Raw genomic sequence first — 18,710 nt, forward strand, 5'->3', positions numbered from 1 at the left:
CTCCTTGTCCCGGCCACTGGTACCAGCGGCGGATCGCGTGCGAAAAAGATGACATGTCCAGTTAATGACACACCGGGGAAGCTGGCAATCCAGTCGTGCCGGGAACGCCGAGATCCCCGCCGTTCCGCGGAGGCGGGGCCGGGGCGCCCCTGTCTCCGATGTCCACCCAGCGCCGCCGCGTCCTGTTCGCGCCATGTCCACAAACGGCCACCCCTACTGCTGGACACTACCTGCCGCCGACGGACATTCTGATGAAGCCGGTTCAGCGGAAAGTCCCGAGGGGGGCCTTCCCGCAACGGACCGGGCACTGCCGATCGGCAGTGCGGGGACAGCTCGACCACCCGTGACACGGGCAAGGAAGGATCGCCATGAAGAAAGTACTCGGCGCAACTGCAGGCCTGATGATCGTGGCGGGAGCTGTCCTGCCGGCAGGCCAGTCCATCAGCGCGGCTAGCTGGGACTGGCCCAAGGGTCAGCCCACAGCGAGCAGCTGGGACTGGCCGAAGTAACAGGTGCCTCCGGACTAGAGCCCGGAGGGCACCCCAGAGCCCGCCCCAGCGGGGGTGATCACAGACCCTGAAGGAGAGAGCCATGAGCCAGTTGACCGCCGTTCGAACCGCCTCACGGACGGCCGTCAGCACTCAGTGGTGGCATCTCTCCCTCTCGACGGGTGGCTTCGATGCAGCGGACGGCATCATCGAAGAGCTGGTTACCCCGCTGGTGGCGCAGGCCCAGGCGCTCGGCGCGAAGCGCTGGTACTTCACCCGGTGCGAGGACCCGTCGACGGGCATCGTGGGACAGGTCAAACTCAGCATCCACGCGCACCCCCGGGTCCTCGAACCCCTGCGCACCTTCCAGCGGGCGCTGCAGACCCGCAGTGCGAGGAGCATGCCCCTGCTGGTGGTCCGCCAGCATTTCACGGCTCCCGCGAGCAACACCTACTACTCCGGCGGCCGGGAGATGGCCGATCCGCAGCTCGAGGCCAACCTCGTCAAGTACGGCGGGGTCGAGGGCCTGCAGCTCGCCGAGGAGGTCTTCGAACTCGGCTCCGAACTCGCCCTCTGGGGCACTCAGCGTTTCCCCCGCATGCAGAGCCGGTCGGCGCTCGGGGCGTTGATCCTCTTCGACTCCGCGCAGAGCATGATGCGCGGCCCTCGGTCCGCGGGATGGCCGGACCGCCGGCGACTCTCGTGGGACTTCTACTGGGACAGCCACCTGCGCACGTGCACGGCCGACGTCGGTCCGCGCGCCTCGGGGGTCCGTGAGGCGATGACCGCGCAGGTCGCCGCGAAGGCGCCCGGGTTCCACGCGCTCATGGCGGCTACAGCCTCCGAGTCCGCGGTCCAGAACTGGCGGCGGCGCTGGTTCCGTGCACTCGACACCTACCTGTACCGGGCGGACAAGGTCCGCGTCAGCCGCAGCGCCCAGCACCTGACCGTGTACCAGGCACACATGGCGCTGAACCGCCTCGGTTTCGTCGCCCGCGAGGAGGCGGCACTGGGGTTGTACGCGCGGAGCTGGAAGCCGCTGGCCGTTCCGGCCCGCACGATGCGTCCTGCTCTGCAGCCCGGCCCACCCATCGACCGAAGGACTGCACCATGAATGCAAGGAACACCATCGTGCTGGCCATGGACGACACCGACCTCTCCGAGGCCCTCGGCTGCTCGTCGGAGGAGGTCGAGTCGATGCAGAACGACGGCGTCCTCGCCTCGCAGGGCCAGCTCTGGGAGATCGGCCCGGCGCGTGACTACCTGCGGGATGCCGCCTGGGCGGACAGCCTCTGGCACTGAGGTCGGTCGGCATGCCGACCACGAACGACGGGACGCCGGCGCGATGAGCGCCGGCGTCCCGTGCTGTTACCCGTGCACCTGCTCGCGGTGGGTGGGGATCAGGCCGCGACGGGCGTGGCCGCCCCGGCGAGGGCCATCAGCACTCCGGTGACCAGCCCGGAGACCTCGGCGTCGTCCTTCGGGTGCAGCTCCGCGAAGCGCGTGATGGAGCTGCCGATGGAGAGCTTGGCGTCCTCGAGCACCGTGGCGCCCGCGACACCGAGGGCGCGGCGGGCTTCATCGTGCGCCCACACCCCGCCGTACTGGCCGAACGCCGACCCGATGACGGCTGCGGGCTTGCTCGCGAGCGCACTGTCGCCGTAAGGGCGGGAGAGCCAGTCGATGGCGTTCTTCAGCACTGCCGGCATACTGCCGTTGTATTCGGGGGAGACGAGCAGGACGGCGTCCGCATCGGCTGCCGCGGCACGGAGGGCATCGGCGGCCTGGGGGCGATCGGCGTCGTTGTCGATGTCCTCGTTGTAGAACGGGACATCGTTCAGCGCATCGAACGTGACGACGTCGACGGTCTCGGGGGCGTGTGCGGCGGCCGCTTCCGCGAGCTGGCGGTTGATGGAACCCTCGCGCAGGCTTCCGACGAGGGTCAGGATCGTGGTGGACATGATTTCTCCAAGGCTGTGGGGCCGTGCGGCCGGGTGTTCGGTACTGCGACAGATGCGTCCCCCTCTTCAAGCGGACTGCGGTCCGTTTTATTCCGCCGCTATAGTTGCGGCATGCAGGGCGAGGAATTGCTCCGGGTCACGGGCGACGACGGAGAGCGGACCGATGCGGCACGCAACCGCCGCCTGATTCTCGACGCCGCTACGGAGCTCGTCGCCACCTGCGGTCCCGAACGGCTGACCACGGACGCGGTGGCGCGCCGCGCAGGAGTGGGCAAGGGCACCGTCTTCCGCAGGTTCGGCAACCGCGCGGGCCTCCTGCACGCGCTCGCGGACGAGGCGGGGCGCTCCTTCCAGCACGCCTTCATGGCCGGCCCTCCGCCCCTGGGGCCGGGCGCGCCGCCGCTCGAGCGGCTGATCGCCTTCGGCGAGGCGAGCATCGAGCGGATGCGCTTCGACGGGCAGATCCTCCGGGCGGCCGAGCAGCAGGGCGGGCCGGACCTCGAACACCCCACGCAGCAGCTCACGCGGCTGCACCTGTCGATACTGCTGCGGGGTCTGCACGTGCCGGATCCCGACCTGGCCGCCTACCAGCTGTCGGCCTTCCTCAACGCGGGACTCCTCCTGCACCTGCAGGAGCACCGGGGCATGTCGAACGCCCGCCTCGCCGCGTCCTGGCGCGTCCTCGTCTCCGCCCTCGCAGCGGACGCAGGTAGCAGCCGGAGTTCCGCGGGGCCCTTGTAGACTGTCAAGCGCCGGCGCCCTGCCGGCCGTCAGGTGAGGTTGGTGAAGCGTGGAGGAGATACCCGAGCAGATGTCCGACTCCCGTGAGGCAGTCCAGGATGAGGCCGTGACAGGCCGGCTCCTCCATGTCGTGGCCGACGAGGTCGACGCACTTCCCCCCGAGAGAGCAGCCGCGCGGCTCCAGGACCTGCTGGTGGACCACCCGGACGTGCAGGCCTTCCTGCAGGAGCTGGCCGAGTTCACCGCCGAGACGCTCGGCACCCGGGGCGACACCTACTGCGGCATCACCCTGCAGCGTTCGGTCCACGAGCAGCTCACCGTCGGCAGCAGCGGGGAGAAGGCCCGGGCCATGGACGAGGTGCAGTACGAGCACGACGACGGCCCGTGCCTGCACGCCCTGCGCGTGCACGACGAGGTGTTCATCGCCGACGCCCGCAGCGAGGCGCGCTGGCCCGGGTTCATGGAACACATCACGCGGAACGGTGTCGGCGCCATGTTCTGCCTCCCCCTGGACCTCGAGGGGTCGGCACGTGCGGCCCTCAATCTGTACGCCGAGGAAGTGTCCGTGTTCAGCGAGGACTACCGGCGGGTCGCCCGTGCCTTCACGGTGCAGGCGTCGCAGGCGCTGAAGCTGGCCGTACGCGTGGCGCAGCACGCTGCGACGGCGGAGGATCTCCACGCCGTACTGCAGACCCGTACCGAGATCGACCTCGCGGTCGGGATCATCATGGGGCAGGACAACTGCTCGCAGAAGGACGCGTTCGACAAGATGCGTCGGGCCTCCAACTCCCGCAACGTGAAGCTCCGGGTGCTCGCCGCGGGCATGGTCGCAGGGCTGAACGGCACCGTTCCCCGCGCCCACTTCGAGCCTTCCTGACGCTCGTGGCTCCGATCCAGCACCGGCCCCTGCGGACGGTGCTGGTCGGCTTCGGCCACGGCGGCAGCGTCTTCCATGCACCGCTGATCCAGCATGATCCCGGATTGGACCTCGCCGTCGTCGTCACGTCGAGCCCCGACCGGCGGCAGGCCGCACGGGCCGCCTACCCGACCGCCCGGGTGGCCGCGAGTCTCGACGACGCGCTCCTAACCGTCCCGGACCTCGATCTGGCCGTCATCGCCACCCCTCACGCCACGCACGCGCCGCTGGCCGCCGTGGCGCTCGGGCGGGGCCTGCACGTGGTCGTCGACAAGCCCTTCGTGGTGCACGCCGACGACGGCGAGCGGCTCATCGACGCCGCACGCGCGGCGGACAGGCTCCTCGTGCCGTTCCACAACCGACGGTGGGACGGGGACTTCCTGACGGTGCGGTCGGCGGTCGCTTCGGGGGCCCTGGGTGGAGTGCGCACCTTCGAATCGGCGATGGAGTCGTGGAAACCGTCGATCAGGAAACCCTGGAAGCGCGACGCCGGGCCGGCGGACGGCGGGGGCGTGCTCTACGATCTCGGCTCGCACCTGGTCGACCAGGCGCTCACCCTCTTCGGACCGGCGGTTCCCGTGTACGCGGAGCTGCGCAACGACCGCGGGGGCGCGGCCGAGGACTCCGCGTTCCTCGTCCTGCGGCACGACGGCGGAGTCACCAGCCACCTCCATGCGGGGACCCTGGTGCCGCTCGTCCGGCCCCGCTTCCGCGTCGCCGGGGCGCAGCGCGGATTGACGATCATGGGTACGGACCCGCAGGAGGCCCTGCTCGCGGCGGGCGTTCGGCCCGACGGCGTCGCGGGCGCGGCCGAAGCCCTCGCGGTGCCGCCCCGGGGCCTGCTGGGCCGCGACGGGGACGCCGAACCGTTCGCCGTCGGCCCCGGCCGGTACCCGGACTTCTATTCGGGGCTCGTCGCCGCCATCCATGGGGGCGGACCGCCGCCGGTGACGGCGGCGGAGGCCCTCGACGTCGTGCGGCTGATCGAACAGGTCCACGCCACCTACCCGCCGGGGCCCCCGGGTATTTGAGCGGGCAGGGCCGCCCGATCAGGTACCCCGCACCACTAGACCAGTGCCGACCAGTCCTTCGCCAGCTCCAGGCCGTGAGCCTCGGACACCGAGTGGTGTGCGACCCGGCCCGACGCGACGTTCAGCCCGCGCGCCAGGGACGGATCGGCGTCGAAGGCCGCGCGGACGCCCCGGTCGGCGAGCGCCACGGCGTACCGGAGCGTCACATTGGTCAGGGCGTAGGTCGAGGTGTTCGGGACGGCGCCGGGCATGTTGCCCACGCAGTAGAACAGCGATCCGTGCACCATGAAGGTGGGGTCCTCGTGCGTGGTGACGCGGGAGTCCTCGAAGCATCCGCCCTGGTCCACCGCGATGTCCACGAGGACGCTGCCCGGCTTCATCCGGGAGACGAGTTCGTTGGTGACGAGCTTCGGGGCCCGGGCGCCGGGGATCAGGACGGACCCGATCACCAGGTCCGCATCGAGGACGGACGTCTCGATCTCCAGGGAGTTCGACGCGATCGTCTTGACGCGTCCGGCATACAGGGCGTCGATCTCCCGCAGCCGGGCGATGTTGATGTCGAGGATGGTGACCTCGGCTCCCGTGCCGACGGCCATCGCCGTCGCATTGGTGCCCGCGACACCGGCCCCGAGGACCACCACCTTGGCGGGCCGGACCCCGGCGACGCCGCCGAGCAGCAGGCCGGGGCCGCCGGCGGGTGCCGTCATGACCTGCGCGCCGACCTGGACGGACAGGCGTCCGGCCACCTCGGACATCGGGGCGAGGAGGGGCAGGGAGCGGCCGTCCTGGACGGTCTCGTAGGCGATGGCGGTGACGCCGGCGTCCACGAGAGCCCGGGTCAGTTCGGGTTCCGCCGCGAGGTGGAGGTAGGTGAAGAGGATGAGGCCCTTGCGGAAGCGGTGGTACTCGGCGGCGACCGGCTCCTTGACCTTCAGGACCATGTCCGCGCGCGCCCACACGTCGTCCGCGGCGTCGACGAGCTCGGCGCCGGCAGCCTCGTATGCTGCATCCGTGATGTTCGACCCGACGCCCGCTCCGCGTTCCACGAGCACGGTGTGCCCGTGGGCCCGGAACTCGTGCACACCGGACGCGGTGATGGCGACGCGGAATTCGTTGTTCTTCACTTCTCTGGGGACGCCGATGATCATTGGGTTCTCCACGGGTTCGATCGGGCGGACGGGGTAGCTCCAGAATAGGGAACGGTTCAGGGCGCGAACGGAGGCCCTTCCCGGCGATCAGGCGATGCCCTGCAGGGCGGACCGTGCCGCGCGGTGATCGATACCCGTGATACCGCCCCTCGCGCCGGATGTGAGCTGGACCACTACCAGATCCGCGCCGGAGCGGCCATCGACAGATGTCGAGTCCGCGAGCGGCAAGTGTCGCCCAGGGTGGCCGGCTCCGCCTACTGTTGGGCTGTGCAGAACCAGCAGATCGAGGATCTCGTCGAGTCGCTCGCGCAGACGCTGGGTCGTGGCCTGTCCCTCGAGGATCCCGACGGCGTCCTCCTCGCGTACAGCAGCCACCAGACCACCGCCGACCGCGTCCGGGTCAACTTCCTGCTGAGCAAGAAGGTTCCGGCGGACGTGAGCGAGTGGCAGCTCCGCCACGGGATCGCGCAGGCCGTCCGCGCGGTCGCCGTCCCGGCGAACGAGGACCTCGGGATGCTGGGACGGGTGTGCGTCCCCCTCCTCGTCCGGGGCTTCCGTGTGGGCTACCTGTGGGTGCAGCAGCACTCGAGCGAGGATCCCGCCCCGGGCATCCTCGCTGCCCTGCCGGCGGTCCGGCCGACGATCGACCGCCTCGCCGAACTGCTGCTCGAGACGGACACGGCGTCCTCCGAGCGGCGCACCCGGCGGGAGGCCACGTTCCTCGCCGCCTGCCGCGGCGTCGCCGCCGCGGTGGAGGACCTGCGCGGCTGGCGTGAGCTGGGCGGGCACGGGCCGTGGCGCGTGGCCCTCGTCCATGAGCTGTCCGAGTCATCGGCCGGTGCCGGGACGGAGGACCCGCATGAGGCCGCCCTGCTCCAGCGCACCATCGCCCTGCAGGCGACGGTCGGCGTCGAGCCCGTCCTGTTCAGCGCCGGGGCGTCCACGCACTCCGTCCTCCTGTGCGAGGCGAGAGTGGGCCGCAGCGCCCTCCAGCATGTGGTGGACCGGTGCCGGATCGAGGTGGCCAAGCGGGCGGGCCGTCCCGCGGGGCGGTTCGTCCTCGGCCTCAGCGAGCCCGCGGCCGATCCGCGTGACCTCGCGGATGCGTTCCGTCAGGCCCAGCACGCAGCCCAGGCGGATGCGGTCGATCTCCAGCTCGGCGGGGTGTCGACGTTCGCCGAGATCGGGGTCTACCAGTTCCTCGGCGCGGTCGGCTGGCAGGCTCCCGCGCACGGCAGCGTGCGGTTCGACGAGCTGTGCGAGGCGGACCGCCTCGGCGAACTCCTGCCGGTCCTCGAACTGCTGTATGACAAGAACGGCTCGGTGCAGGACGTGGCCGCGCAACTCCACCTGCACCGCAGCAGCGTCTACAACCGGCTGACGAGGATCCGCTCGATCATCGGCGCGGACCCGCTCGCCGGGATGGTGCGGCTGGAACTGCACCTTGCGCTCAAGGCCCGCAGGTGGCGCTCCCGCCCCCGCTTCGAGCAGTCCTAGCATCGCCGATGCCGATGCCGATGCCGCTACGCTTCGCCGCGCTCCGCCGTCGAGGATTCCGACGCCGCCGGCTCCGCGGCTGAGGGGTCCGAGCGGCGCAGCTGGCTGCGCAGCCAGTCCTCGACGTCGGCCCGGCGGAGGCGCCGGTGCGATCCGCGGTACTCCACCGGGAGCGTGCCGGCGTCGGTGAGCTTGCGCAGATAGCTGTTCGAGATGCCGGCGAGCTCGGCCGCCTGCGAGGTGGTCAGCAGCTCTGCCACCGAGGTCACCTGGACGGCGTCGCCGTCGGACAGGCGGGCGAGGAGGTCGACGACGGCGGCCTGGGCCTCCCCGGGAAGCCGGTGCGCGGTGCCGTCGACGAACACGGTGACGTCGGCGCTGCCGCTGAGCGCACGGCGCAGGGGCGCGGCCTGTTCGGGCGGAAGCGCAGCCGCGGATCTGGGGGCCCTGATGTTCATGGGGCTATTGTGCCAGTCGTTGCCCCGGATCGACGCAATTACGTGGTAATGAACGCTTCCGCATTGAGTAGTAGAGGTCTATCCTCGCCGTATACGTACCCCAAGTACCTGCACCCAGCGTCGGTTGCAGGTACGGAAACGGTGAACCTCATGACAACAATCGATCACGGGCGGAGCCTGCGTACCAGTAGCTCCGCCGTAGCAGTCCCGCCCACCGAAGAAGCCCCCTCCTGCCCCCTGTGCCGCACGGACGACTACCTGATCTTCGAGGAGTTCGTGCCCGCGCGCCAGGCCGACCATTCCACCGACCTCCTCCCCGCGAGCGCGAGCTATACCTGCTCCGAATGCGGGACCTTCAACGCACACGCCGTCCCGGCGTCGTGGCGTCCGCCGCAGTGGTTCTGGTACAACTGACCGGCTCGCTTCCCTCCCGCCGCGTGCTGGCCGCGAGAGGGCCCGCTTGACCTTTCCGCAGCGTCAATTCCTACTGTTGGATCCTCCCGGCGTACCGTGCGGCGGGAGGAGGAGGACGACGTGGACTACCCGATCACCACCGTGGCTCGGCTTGCCGGCACCACGAGCCGGACCCTGCGCCACTACGCTGATGTCGGCCTGCTGGAACCGTCCCGCGTGGGCGCCAACGGCTACCGGTTCTATGACGCCATGGCTCTCGTCAGGCTCCAGCGCATCCTGCTGCTGCGATCCCTCGGATTGCCGATACCGGCCATCCGGGCGCTGCTCGATGACGACGCGGCCGCCCCGGCAGCCGCCCTGCGGGCCCACCTCGACCACCTCCGCGGTGAGCAGCAACGGCTCGACCGCCAGATCACAGCGGTCCTCACGACGGTTGAGGCCCTCGAGCGGGGAGAGGAACCCATGCCTGAGAAGATGTTCGACGGATTCGACCACGCGCGCTACCGGGAGGAGGTCGAGGAGCGGTGGGGCATTGATGCCTACGCCCACGGCGATGCCTGGTGGCGCGGGCGGAGCGACGCGGAGAAGGACGCGTTCGGCAGGGAGGCCGCGGAGCTCGGTGCAGGCTGGATCGACGCCGCAACCCGGGGTGTGCCACCCACCGACGGCGGAGCCCAGGAGCTGGCCGGGCGCCACGTCGCCTGGCTCTCCTCCGTCCCGGGCGTGCCGCGCGACGAGGACGGGGAACTCCTGCCCGAGTACGTACGGGGGCTTGGAGCGATGTACGTCCAGGATCCGCGGTTCGCGGTGAACTACGGGGGCCTGGGCGGCGCGGAGTTCGTCCGGGCAGCGCTCGAGGCCTGGCTCTCGCGTTCCGGACGATAGGCCCGGTCGGCTGATTCCATGTTCACCGCGCGAGCGCCTGTCGACCCAGCAGGAGGACCACCATGAAGATCCGCTTCCCGCACCGCAGGGCCTTCGCCGTCGTCGTTCTCGGCGCCGCGGCGCTCATCACCTCCTGCAGCGGAGCCGGCCCCGCGACCCAGCCGGCCCCGCAGGGCGCAACGCCGTCGCAGGGTCGAGCGGACGCGATTGCCGAGCCCGTCACCGTCGTCTCGGGTCTGGGAGCGCCGTGGTCGGTAGTCTTCGTCGACGGGGCGACACTCGTCAGTGAGCGGGACAGCGCCAGGATCCTCGAAGTCCTCGAGGACGGTTCGACCCGTGTCGCCGGAACCGTCGAGGGCGTCGCCGGAGCGGGAGAAGGGGGCCTGCTCGGGTTGGCGGTCGACGACGAGCAGCGGCTCTATGTCTATTCCACGGCCTCGGACGGCAACCGCATCCAGCGCTTCGCTCTCGCCGGGAATCCAGGCGGCCTCGCGCTGGGGGACGCCGAGACACTGCTCGACGGTATTCCTTCGGCGAACTATCACAATGGCGGTCGTCTGGCCTTCGGCCCGGATGGGATGTTGTACGCCACAACCGGCGACGCCGGCCAACGCGACACGGCCCAGGACCGCGCCTCTCTCGCAGGGAAGATCCTCCGCATGACGCCGGACGGAGACGCCCCGGACGACAACCCGTTCCCCGGCTCCCTCACCTACAGCTACGGGCATCGCAACCCCCAGGGCCTGACCTGGTCGGACGACGGCACGATGTTCGCCGCGGAGTTCGGGCAGAACGCCTGGGACGAACTGAACATCATCACGGCCGGCACCAATTACGGCTGGCCCGCCGTCGAAGGCATCGTCGGAGAAGAAGACTTCACCGACCCCGTCCAGCAATGGGACCCCGGGACGGCCAGCCCCAGTGGCATGACCTACCTGGACGGCACCCTCTACATCGCCAACCTCCGCGGCGAGGTGCTGCGCGCCGTTCCCGTCGCCGATCCCGGCTCGTTCACCGACCTCTACGCGGGCGCCTACGGAAGACTCCGGGACGTCGCCGCGGGCCCGGACGGTGATCTCTTAATTCTCACGAGCAACACCGACGGACGAGGGGAGCCTTCGTCCACGGACGATCGGCTCCTGCGCGTTCCTCTGCAAGCTCCCTAACACCCCCATTCCGCCAGCGCCGGTCCCGGGACGACTACTGCTGCCTGCCAACTTCACGAAAGATCGGCATGAACACCACGAGCGTCCTGCCAACACCTGCACAGGCTGACACGCCGCAACGCCTTCCACTGCTGGCCCTGATCGTCCTCGCGGTCATCGGGTTCGTCCTCGTGGCGATGGAGACTATGCCGGCCGGAGCCCTCCGCCTCCGGACCGTATCCGGCGCGGCTGCTCTGATGGTCACTGCAGCACTCACCGGATGCACCGACGATTCCGGAGCGACCTCGGATGCGACATCGGACTCAGCAGCTTCTCCGACAACCCAGGACACTCTCATGGCACCCTCACCCGACTCCACTCCCGGCCGAACCACCGGGGATCCTGATTCCTCGAGCGCTGCTTCCGCCGGCAGCACGCCCATCGTGCTCGAACTCGACGGGACGACCGTCACCGGCAGGCTGAGCGACGGAGCGGCCTCGGTATCGCTTATGGAGCAGCTCCCGCTCACCGTGTCCCTGAGTGACTTTGGCGGCCAGGAGAAAGTTGCGGAGCTCCCCGAGCCCCTCGACCTTGACGGCGCACCCGCCGGCAGTGGCGCCGAACCCGGTATGATCGGCTATTACGTCCCGGACCAGCGACTGATCCTCTACTACGACCAAGTCGGCTACTACGCAGGCATCGTCCCCCTCGGAACCTTCGACGACGTGCCAGCCGTGGAGAGCCCGGCCGATGCGTCCACGGTCACCCTCCGTCCAGGCGGCTGATCCCGCATCTCATGCTCCTCAAGACCGCGGCCACCGACCGACACCGAAACACCCCCCGTCACCATGACACCCCGATGCCCTAGCCACACGCTCACAGCGTGACCACACCACACCGTTCTCAAGGAGAATCATGCGCACCGTCAACGCCATCGCGGCACCGTCCGCCACCGAACCGCTGATCAGGACCACCATCGAGCGCCGCGACGTGGGCCCGAAAGACATCCTGATCGACATCGCCTATTCCGGCGTCTGCCATTCCGACATCCACACCGTCCGTGGCGAGTGGGGTGACATCCAGTACCCGCAGGTCGTCGGCCACGAGATCGTCGGCACCGTGAGCGAGATCGGTTCCGAGGTCACCAAGCACAAGGTCGGCGACCGCGTCGGCGTCGGCTGCATGGTCAACTCCTGCGGCGAGTGCGAGTACTGCGTCCGCGGCGACGAGCAGTACTGCACCAAGGGGAACGTCCAGACGTACGGCGGCGTCGACCCCGCGGACGGCACCGTCACGCAGGGCGGCTACTCGCAGGCCGTCGTCGTCACCGAGGACTTCGTTCTCCGCGTCCCCGAGAGCCTCGACTTCGAGAAGGTCGCCCCGCTGCTTTGCGCCGGGATCACGCTCTACTCGCCACTGCACCACTGGCAGGCGGGCCCGGGCACAAAAGTGGCCATCGTGGGCCTCGGCGGGCTCGGCCACATGGGCGTGAAGATCGCCGCGGCCCTCGGCGCCGATGTCACCGTGCTCTCGCAGACGACCTCCAAGAAGGAGGACTCCCTCCGGTTCGGTGCGTCGGCACACTATGCGACGAAGGACCCGGAGACCTTCACGGAGCTCGCGAACTCGTTCGATCTGATCATCAACACGGTCTCGGCGAAGGTCGACATGGGCGCCTACCTCGGCCTCCTCAAGGTCGATGGGACCCTCGTCAACGTCGGGGCTCCTTCCGAACCCCTCGGGGTCCCCGCGTTCGCCCTCATCCCGGCACGCCGCAGCTGGGCAGGCTCCATGATCGGCGGTATCCGCGAGACGCAGGAGATGCTGGACTTCTGCGCCGAGCACGGTATCCACCCCGAGACCGAGCTCATCAGCGCCGACGGCATCAACGACGCCTACGAGCGAGTGCTCAACTCCGACGTCCGATACCGCTTCGTCATCGACGCCGCCACCTTCGCCTGACCCGTAGAGCGTAGAGCGTAGAGCAGGTCACCTCCGCCAGGTCCGGTGGAGGTGACCTACTGGGTCCTACACACCCGCTCGGGCCTGCCCAGGTACCTGCAGCACCCATACGAGGGTCAAAGGCTTCGGTGCTAACAACCGTTTCGATCAGATGTTCAGATGTCTCAAGAATGATTCGCCGATAATCCATCCTTCGTCAGATGCCTGACGACCTCAGGACGAGGCGCCGACCCGGTAGCCATGGCCTGGCGGCCCGGTAGGTGCGCCCCCCGTTCACCTCGGCCTGACCCGGTTCCGATCCCGTACTCAGCGAGCCGGGCGATCTCCGTAAGCAGGTGGCTATGTCAACCAGTCATGCGGTGACGCTCACCTGCAGGCGCGCACTGGGTCGGCACGGCACAGACTGACAGAGTCACAGAGTTACAGCGCGCCAGGAGATTCGGCAGGAGTGATCAGCCGGTACTGATGCAAAGATCCGCAGCACCTCCGCTTCCAGACGCGGATCCGTGTAAGACCAGACTGGGACATCTTGCTTAGTCCGCCTGCGTCACGAGGCACCAACTACAGTGAGTCGTCACTCACTGGTGGGCCGGCGGCGTTGCCGCTTGGTTTCGGATCGCTGCTGCTTGTACGCGGAACGGCGACGTTCCGAGCCGCGCGTGGGTCGCGTCGCGCGGCGCAGAGGGGGCGAAGGGGTGAGTGCGGCGGCCACAATTTCGCGGAGCGCCCCGAGAGCGATTTCGCGGTTACGCAACTGGGACCGCTGCTCAGACACCGTCACCGTGATCGCCCCCGAGACATGCCTTCGGGCGAGTTGGTCAACGATTCGCATCCGCTGCTCATCGCTTAGAGCCGACGACTCCGATGGTACCCAGGTGAGTTGCACCCGACTGTCAGAAGTGTTGACGTGCTGCCCGCCAGGCCCGGATGACCTGGAGAACTTCCATTGTAATTCGGTTGCCGGAATAATTAAGTCCGATGTCACTTCAAGATCCACGCAGTAAGCGTGGCACGCCAGGTGTGTCTGGTGGCAAGCGTCAACAACTGGAGGTCGTTCCGTCGACGACGTGACCGTGACCGTGCGCAGCAGCGACCGTGCCGCTCTGGGCGCCGCGGTTGTGCCCTCGCGCGGAAGAGCTTCCACCGGAATTCGTCATCGGATGCACCGATAACCCACCTTCCGTCAGATGCCTGACGACCTCAGGACGAGCCGCCGACCCGGTAGCCGTGGCCTGGCGGCCCGGTTGGTGCGCCCCCCGTTCACCTCGGCCTGACCCGGTTCCGATCTTGTGCTCAGCGAGCCGGGCGAGCTCCGTAAGCAGGTGAAGTGAGAACGTAGTTGTCCAACAGCCTGTTGGGCAACTACGTAGGGCGGCCCACCCTGAGGTGGACAGGCTCGACGCCTGCAGTTGATACGCCTCGGCGCCCGCTGAGCAGGGATGCCCATTGTTCAGCGTTCGCCGCGTGCATCAGTTCGTGAACTCGCCGAAACGACGTCGGCCCTGTGGCCGTCGTCGCCGCGCCCGGCGCCCCGCGCTCTGGAAGGATCGCTCAACTAGGGTGTGGGAGGTGACTGACCTCGAACCTGATCTTCCTCCAAGTTATGCAGAAACGCTGACCGAACTGGCCAATGCCGTACGAGCCGCAAAGGCGAGAGCTCAGCGCGTCGTCAATGCTTCCATGATCGAGCTCTACTGGAACATCGGCCGAACCATCCTGCAGCAGCAACAGGCCGAGCCGTGGGGGAGCGAGGTGCTCGGTCGTCTGGCTGAGGATCTCCGCGCCCAGTTCCCGCACATGAAGGGGTTCTCGCGGAGGAACCTTTACTACCTGAGAGCCCTGGCCAACGCGTAGCAGGGAGGGGCGCATCTGTGCAGACAGTGTCTGCACAAATCAGCTGGAGTCATAACATCACCCTGCACGTGCAACTCCAGGATCAGGACCTGCACGAGTGGTACGCGGCGCGGAGTGTCCGCCACGGGTGGTCACTGGCCGTCCTTGAACACCAGATCGCATCCAGGCTTCACGAGCGGGAAGGATCAGCTCCGAACAACCTCAAGGCGCGACTGCCCGAGGAGGGGACGGGACTCGCCCGGGAAGTCATAGCTGCGCGCGAGGACCTGGGGCGTTGGGTCCGACCACATGCGTTGCAAGCGCCCCGGACCTGTCAGGGGCCGACCGACCTGTCCCGCCCGGCCCGCTTCGCGCTGTACAGGTTGCGGTCGGCCTCCTGCAGCAGGTCGGCCGTCGTCGCCCCCGGTTCGCAGCCGGCGAAGCCGATGCTCACCGTGAGGCGCAGATCGCCGTCGATCTCGGGCCACCGGAGCTCCCGGATGGCGGACAGCACCCACCCTGCCACCTGCCCCTGGTCGGCGTCCTGATGCAGGACCAGCAGGAACTCCTCCCCTCCGATCCGGGCGACGTGGTGGACGCCTTCGCACGTCGACAGGGCCGCGGCGACGGCCACCAGCACGTCGTCGCCCGCGGCGTGCCCGTAGCGGTCGTTGACCAGCTTGAAGTGGTCGAGGTCGAGGATGGCCAGGGAACCGGTCCACGGTCCACCGGCCTGCCAGGTCCGGACGACGTCGGGCAGTGTGTCCTCCACCCAGCGCCGGTTGCGCACCTTCGTCAGGGGGTCGATGGCGACGGCCGCCTCCGCCTGCTCCGCGCGTTCGAGCGCCTCGGTGACATTCTGCTCGGCGAACAGGTGGTCCACCTGGGAGCGGCGGGCCTCGATCCACCGGCTCCGCGCCGCCTGATGGAACTGCCGGTGGAGTTCGTAGGCGAGCCGGAAGTCGGCCGCGGACGCCGCGATGGCGGCGCGCTCCTCCAGGACGGTGGAGGCGACCTCCTCGAGCGCATGCTGCACGGTGATCCGCTCGGCCCGGTCGAGGGCACGCCGCGCCGCGGGGAGGTTGCCGACCCCGTGGTGGGCCTGCGCGAGCAGGAGCATCCGGGTGGCCCGGGTCTCCGGCTGCGACGTCGCGGCGTCGTCGTCCCCGGCCCGCTCCAGCACGTCGAGCGCGTCCCAGGGGCGGTTGTCCGCCAGGTGGCCGCGTGCGAGGACGTCCGACAGCTCGGCTTCGAGGTCGGGGGACGCGGCGATCACGGCCTCCAGCCGCCGCATCCAGAAGCGCGCCTCGTCCGGCATCGACTCGTCCAGCGCGGAGTGGAACGCGTTCGAGGCGATCTGGGCCAGGAGTTCGGGGTCGGCCAGTTGGTCCGCGAGGGCGAGCGCCCTGCGGGACACGTCGAAACCGTGCTGGAGGAGCCCTGCGACCAGGAGGCCGACCGCCTGGCGCGTCAGGAGCTTCGCGCGGAGTCGGGGCAGTTCGGTGCCGTCCAGCAGAGTGACGGCGATCGTCGCCTGCTCGGCGCCGGAGCCCGAATGGCCCGCGATGAGGTCCATCATCGCGATGAGGGCGTGGCACCGGCTGGCGAGCCGCGCGTCGCCCTGCTCGGTGGCCCATTCGAGGATCTCCTGACCCCGTGTCCGCGCGCCGGGTGCGCCGTCGGTGCGGGCCAGCGCGTCGAGCCCGGTCACCTCGGCCCAGAAGGCCACGTCGAGCCGCCCGAGCGTCTCCGCAAAGGCCCTGATCTCGGCGGCCTCCCCCACGGCGCGGGGGAGATCGGCGCTGATCTCGACGGCTTCGAGGGTGGCGATGAGGTCCTTCTCCTGCGCGAGGCGCAGGGACCCGCTTTCGATGACGGTGTCATTCATGGTGTGGCTCCAGATGGTCGGGGCAGCGCTTTCCTGCTGACCGTGGAGCGTGAACGAGACCATGGTGTGCGCTGACGTGCCGGGTGAGACTGGCGTGTGTTCAGTCTGCCGTGTCGAGGGCATCGCCTCAAGGGTTCCGGCTCATTGATTTCGTCGCGCCGGACAGCGCCGGACAAGGCGAGGCAGCGCCGGGCGGCTCCGGCGGTACCGGGCACAGCAGCGTCTCCTATGCTTGATGCACCACGGAGCCGCAGTCCTTCCCCGCGTCGGCCCGCCGCAGGAGCCGCAGGGATGACAGGAAGGACCGCCGTGACCACGGACAGCAGTGCGGACGAGGAGGGCGTGGTGAGCCGGGCCGCCCACGCCGTCGACCAGGCCTCCGACATACGCCCCCCGGACGCCCCGGTGCGGCCCGGCTGCGCCATCTTCCGCGCTGCGTCCGGACACCTATGACGCCGCGGACGAGGCCCCCCGCGCGGGGGCAGGCGGGCCCCGGCGCTCCGCCCGACCCGAAGTACTGCAGGTCGTGCGGCCGCCGCATGGAGTGGCGGAAGAAATGGGAGCGGACCTGGGACACGGTGCTCTACTGCAGCGACGCCTGCCGGGCGCGCAAGGTGAGGCCGATCGACGCGGACCTCGAAGAATGGCTCCTGACGCGTCTCCGGAGCCTGCCCCGCGGGCAGGGCATCGACCCGGCGGACGCCGCCCGGGCCCTCGACGAGGAGGGCGGGACCCTCCTGCACGAGCCCGCCCGCAGCGCGGCACGCCGCCTCGTGAACCGGGGCCTCGCGGAGATGGTGCAACGCGGTGCCGTCGTGGACCCGTCGACGGCGAAAGGGCCCGTGGCCCTGCGGTCACCGCGCTGACGCGACCCGCTCGGTCGCAGCCACGCGCTCCGCAGGCTCGTAGCGGACGGTCCGGGCCGATCGGCGGGCGGCCGCGCGGATGCCCGCGAGGGGAGAGCCGGGGGATCCGGGACCGGAGTCCAGCAGGCCGGCGGCCCGCGCCTGGACGAGGATGTTCCCGAGCGCCGTCGCCTCGACCGGGCCGGCGAGGACCGGCAGCCCCGTGCGGTCGGCGGTCAGTTGGCAGAGCAGTGCGTTCTGCGACCCTCCGCCCACCACGTGGATGACGTCGATGCGGTGTCCGGACAGGCGGACGGCGTCCTGCAGCGTGCGCGCATAGGCCGCGGCGAGGCTGTCCAGGATGCATCGGGCCATGGCCTCCCGCGTCGGTAGGACGTCCGGCCCCGCCCCGGCCGCGCGGCGGATGCGCGCGGGCATGGCGTCCGGCGCGAGGAAGTCCGTGCTGTCCGCGTCGATGGTCGGGCCGCCGGCCGGCAGGGCTGCGGCGGCCGCCAGCAGCGCGGGGAGATCGGGCTCCGGTCCCTCGATGCTCCACTCACGCAGGCACTCCTGCAGCAGCCAGAGTCCGCCGGTGTTGCGCAGGTAGCGGATGGTCCCGTCCACGCCGCGCTCGTTGGTGAAGTTCGCGGCGCGGCTCTCCCCGGTCAGGATGGGGGCGTCGAGTTCGACCCCGACGAGCGACCACGTACCCGAGGAGATGTACGCGAAGTGCGGCGAGTCGGCCGGGACGGCGGCGACGGCGGAGGCGGTGTCGTGCGACCCGACGGCGACGACGGCGGTGGCCGCCGGGAGGCCCGTCGCCGATGCGATGGCCGGCAGCAGGCGGCCGATCGCCGTGCCGGGCTCGATGAGCGGGGGGAAGAGTTCCGGGGACAGGCCGAGCGGACCGAAGAGGTCCTCCGCCCACGTACCGGTGGCGGCGTCGAGCAGTCCCGTGGTGGAGGCGTTCGTCGCCTCGGTGCGGCGCTCACCGGTCAGCCGGTAGGCGAGCAGATCGGGGATGAGCAGCGCCTGGAAACCCTCGAGCGACCGCTCGGCGGCGAGCTGGTACACCGTGTTGAACGGCAGGAACTGCAGCCCGGTGCGCGCGTAGAGCTGCGCGGGCGGCACGGCACCATGGATGACGTCGATGCTCGCCGCGGTGCGTTCGTCCCGGTAGCTGAACGGCAGGTGCCGGAGCGTCCCGGCGTCGTCGACGAGCCCGTAGTCCACGGCCCAGGTGTCGATGCCGATGCTCGTGACGGTGGCACCCGTCCGGGCCGCGGCCTCGCCTGCCCGGCGCAGTCCCACCAGCACCTCCGCGAGGAGCGCCTCGACGTCCCACCGCAGGGCGCCGCCGAGGAAATGCGCGCCGTTGGGGAAGCGGTGGATGATGTCGAGCTCCGGACCGGCGGCCGTGAGCCTCCCGAGGATCACCCGGCCGGAGGACGCCCCGATGTCCACGGCGATGAACACCGCTTTCGAGCCGGCGGCCATG

The 18,710-nt window shown here is 69.7% G+C and carries 21 protein-coding genes and 1 pseudogene; 16 read left to right on the forward strand and 6 right to left on the reverse strand.

Annotated elements, in window-relative coordinates:
- Nucleotides 1-368: 368 nt before the first annotated feature.
- From IWX63_RS09470 to IWX63_RS09480, 3 genes are all read left to right on the forward strand, one after another.
- Nucleotides 369-509: a hypothetical protein gene (locus tag IWX63_RS09470; protein ID WP_199277921.1), complete on the forward strand. Its 141-nt coding sequence runs from the start codon at nucleotides 369-371 to the stop codon at nucleotides 507-509.
- Between the two features lie 82 nt (nucleotides 510-591).
- Entirely contained in the window at nucleotides 592-1,602 is a 1,011-nt protein-coding gene (locus IWX63_RS09475) for a lantibiotic dehydratase C-terminal domain-containing protein (RefSeq protein WP_199277922.1), read from the forward strand.
- Complete coding sequence (locus IWX63_RS09480) at nucleotides 1,599-1,790, forward strand: hypothetical protein (RefSeq protein ID WP_199277923.1); 192 nt, start codon at nucleotides 1,599-1,601, stop codon at nucleotides 1,788-1,790. The genes IWX63_RS09475 and IWX63_RS09480 overlap by 4 nt, the downstream gene beginning before the upstream one ends.
- A gap of 98 nt (nucleotides 1,791-1,888) precedes the next feature.
- Here the strand turns inward: IWX63_RS09480 and IWX63_RS09485 are convergent, their stop codons facing one another.
- Nucleotides 1,889-2,452 (reverse strand): NAD(P)H-dependent oxidoreductase, encoded by a 564-nt coding sequence (locus IWX63_RS09485; protein ID WP_334685792.1) that lies wholly within the window; start codon nucleotides 2,450-2,452, stop codon nucleotides 1,889-1,891.
- A 108-nt stretch (nucleotides 2,453-2,560) separates the two neighbouring features.
- On the opposite strand from IWX63_RS09485, the gene IWX63_RS09490 reads away from it, so the two are divergent.
- Genes IWX63_RS09490 through IWX63_RS09500 form a run of 3 tightly spaced genes read left to right on the forward strand, consistent with a single transcriptional unit; the run spans nucleotide 2,561 to nucleotide 5,137 of the window.
- On the forward strand, nucleotides 2,561-3,190 hold the full coding sequence (locus tag IWX63_RS09490; RefSeq protein ID WP_199277925.1) for a TetR/AcrR family transcriptional regulator: 630 nt from the start codon (nucleotides 2,561-2,563) through the stop codon (nucleotides 3,188-3,190).
- Between the two features lie 49 nt (nucleotides 3,191-3,239).
- On the forward strand, nucleotides 3,240-4,067 hold the full coding sequence (locus IWX63_RS09495) for a GAF and ANTAR domain-containing protein (protein ID WP_199277926.1): 828 nt from the start codon (nucleotides 3,240-3,242) through the stop codon (nucleotides 4,065-4,067).
- Nucleotides 4,068-4,072: 5 nt separating this feature from the next.
- The gene (locus tag IWX63_RS09500; RefSeq protein WP_199277927.1) at nucleotides 4,073-5,137 is read left to right on the forward strand and encodes a Gfo/Idh/MocA family protein; all 1,065 of its coding nucleotides are present in this window, start codon (nucleotides 4,073-4,075) and stop codon (nucleotides 5,135-5,137) included.
- A gap of 35 nt (nucleotides 5,138-5,172) precedes the next feature.
- Here IWX63_RS09500 and ald read toward each other — a convergent pair whose 3' ends face one another.
- The gene (gene ald, locus IWX63_RS09505; RefSeq protein WP_199278091.1) at nucleotides 5,173-6,285 is read right to left on the reverse strand and encodes an alanine dehydrogenase; all 1,113 of its coding nucleotides are present in this window, start codon (nucleotides 6,283-6,285) and stop codon (nucleotides 5,173-5,175) included.
- Nucleotides 6,286-6,552: 267 nt separating this feature from the next.
- Here ald and IWX63_RS09510 point away from each other — a divergent pair, with 267 nt between their 5' ends.
- On the forward strand, nucleotides 6,553-7,782 hold the full coding sequence (locus IWX63_RS09510; protein ID WP_199277928.1) for a PucR family transcriptional regulator: 1,230 nt from the start codon (nucleotides 6,553-6,555) through the stop codon (nucleotides 7,780-7,782).
- 26 nt (nucleotides 7,783-7,808) lie between these two features.
- Here IWX63_RS09510 and IWX63_RS09515 read toward each other — a convergent pair whose 3' ends face one another.
- Complete coding sequence (locus tag IWX63_RS09515; protein WP_199277929.1) at nucleotides 7,809-8,240, reverse strand: excisionase family DNA-binding protein; 432 nt, start codon at nucleotides 8,238-8,240, stop codon at nucleotides 7,809-7,811.
- 150 nt (nucleotides 8,241-8,390) lie between these two features.
- On the opposite strand from IWX63_RS09515, the gene IWX63_RS09520 reads away from it, so the two are divergent.
- From IWX63_RS09520 to IWX63_RS09540, 5 genes are all read left to right on the forward strand, one after another.
- The gene (locus IWX63_RS09520) at nucleotides 8,391-8,654 is read left to right on the forward strand and encodes a hypothetical protein (protein WP_199277930.1); all 264 of its coding nucleotides are present in this window, start codon (nucleotides 8,391-8,393) and stop codon (nucleotides 8,652-8,654) included.
- Between the two features lie 120 nt (nucleotides 8,655-8,774).
- On the forward strand, nucleotides 8,775-9,539 hold the full coding sequence (locus IWX63_RS09525) for a MerR family transcriptional regulator (RefSeq protein WP_199277931.1): 765 nt from the start codon (nucleotides 8,775-8,777) through the stop codon (nucleotides 9,537-9,539).
- A gap of 62 nt (nucleotides 9,540-9,601) precedes the next feature.
- Entirely contained in the window at nucleotides 9,602-10,705 is a 1,104-nt protein-coding gene (locus tag IWX63_RS09530; protein WP_199277932.1) for a PQQ-dependent sugar dehydrogenase, read from the forward strand.
- A 68-nt stretch (nucleotides 10,706-10,773) separates the two neighbouring features.
- Nucleotides 10,774-11,469, forward strand: coding sequence for a cyclophilin-like fold protein (locus tag IWX63_RS09535; protein ID WP_199277933.1), 696 nt, complete (start codon nucleotides 10,774-10,776; stop codon nucleotides 11,467-11,469).
- 130 nt (nucleotides 11,470-11,599) lie between these two features.
- A complete protein-coding gene (locus tag IWX63_RS09540) occupies nucleotides 11,600-12,646 on the forward strand; it encodes an NAD(P)-dependent alcohol dehydrogenase (RefSeq protein WP_199277934.1) in 1,047 nt (348 codons plus the stop codon).
- 574 nt (nucleotides 12,647-13,220) lie between these two features.
- Here IWX63_RS09540 and arfB read toward each other — a convergent pair.
- The gene (gene arfB / locus IWX63_RS09545; RefSeq protein WP_199277935.1) at nucleotides 13,221-13,643 is read right to left on the reverse strand and encodes an alternative ribosome rescue aminoacyl-tRNA hydrolase ArfB; all 423 of its coding nucleotides are present in this window, start codon (nucleotides 13,641-13,643) and stop codon (nucleotides 13,221-13,223) included.
- Between the two features lie 572 nt (nucleotides 13,644-14,215).
- Here arfB and IWX63_RS16795 point away from each other — a divergent pair.
- Nucleotides 14,216-14,500 (forward strand): DUF1016 N-terminal domain-containing protein, encoded by a 285-nt coding sequence (locus IWX63_RS16795; RefSeq protein WP_334685765.1) that lies wholly within the window; start codon nucleotides 14,216-14,218, stop codon nucleotides 14,498-14,500.
- 68 nt (nucleotides 14,501-14,568) lie between these two features.
- Nucleotides 14,569-14,619 (forward strand): annotated as a pseudogene (locus IWX63_RS16800) (hypothetical protein); the annotation flags it as partial.
- A 194-nt stretch (nucleotides 14,620-14,813) separates the two neighbouring features.
- Here the strand turns inward: IWX63_RS16800 and IWX63_RS09555 are convergent.
- The gene (locus tag IWX63_RS09555; protein WP_199277936.1) at nucleotides 14,814-16,367 is read right to left on the reverse strand and encodes a GGDEF domain-containing protein; all 1,554 of its coding nucleotides are present in this window, start codon (nucleotides 16,365-16,367) and stop codon (nucleotides 14,814-14,816) included.
- A gap of 309 nt (nucleotides 16,368-16,676) precedes the next feature.
- Here IWX63_RS09555 and IWX63_RS09560 point away from each other — a divergent pair, with 309 nt between their 5' ends.
- Nucleotides 16,677-16,820: a hypothetical protein gene (locus tag IWX63_RS09560; protein WP_199277937.1), complete on the forward strand. Its 144-nt coding sequence runs from the start codon at nucleotides 16,677-16,679 to the stop codon at nucleotides 16,818-16,820.
- Complete coding sequence (locus IWX63_RS09565; protein WP_199277938.1) at nucleotides 16,817-17,233, forward strand: DUF2256 domain-containing protein; 417 nt, start codon at nucleotides 16,817-16,819, stop codon at nucleotides 17,231-17,233. Before IWX63_RS09560 ends, IWX63_RS09565 begins: the two co-directional genes overlap by 4 nt.
- On the opposite strand, the gene IWX63_RS09570 is transcribed toward IWX63_RS09565, so the two are convergent.
- Nucleotides 17,222-18,709, reverse strand: a complete 1,488-nt coding sequence (locus tag IWX63_RS09570; RefSeq protein ID WP_199277939.1) for a rhamnulokinase — start codon at nucleotides 18,707-18,709, stop codon at nucleotides 17,222-17,224. The genes IWX63_RS09565 and IWX63_RS09570 overlap by 12 nt on opposite strands.
- Nucleotide 18,710: the final 1 nt, after the last annotated feature.

This window comes from Arthrobacter sp. CAN_A2 (genome assembly GCF_015752045.1).
Lineage (GTDB): Bacteria > Actinomycetota > Actinomycetes > Actinomycetales > Micrococcaceae > Arthrobacter_D.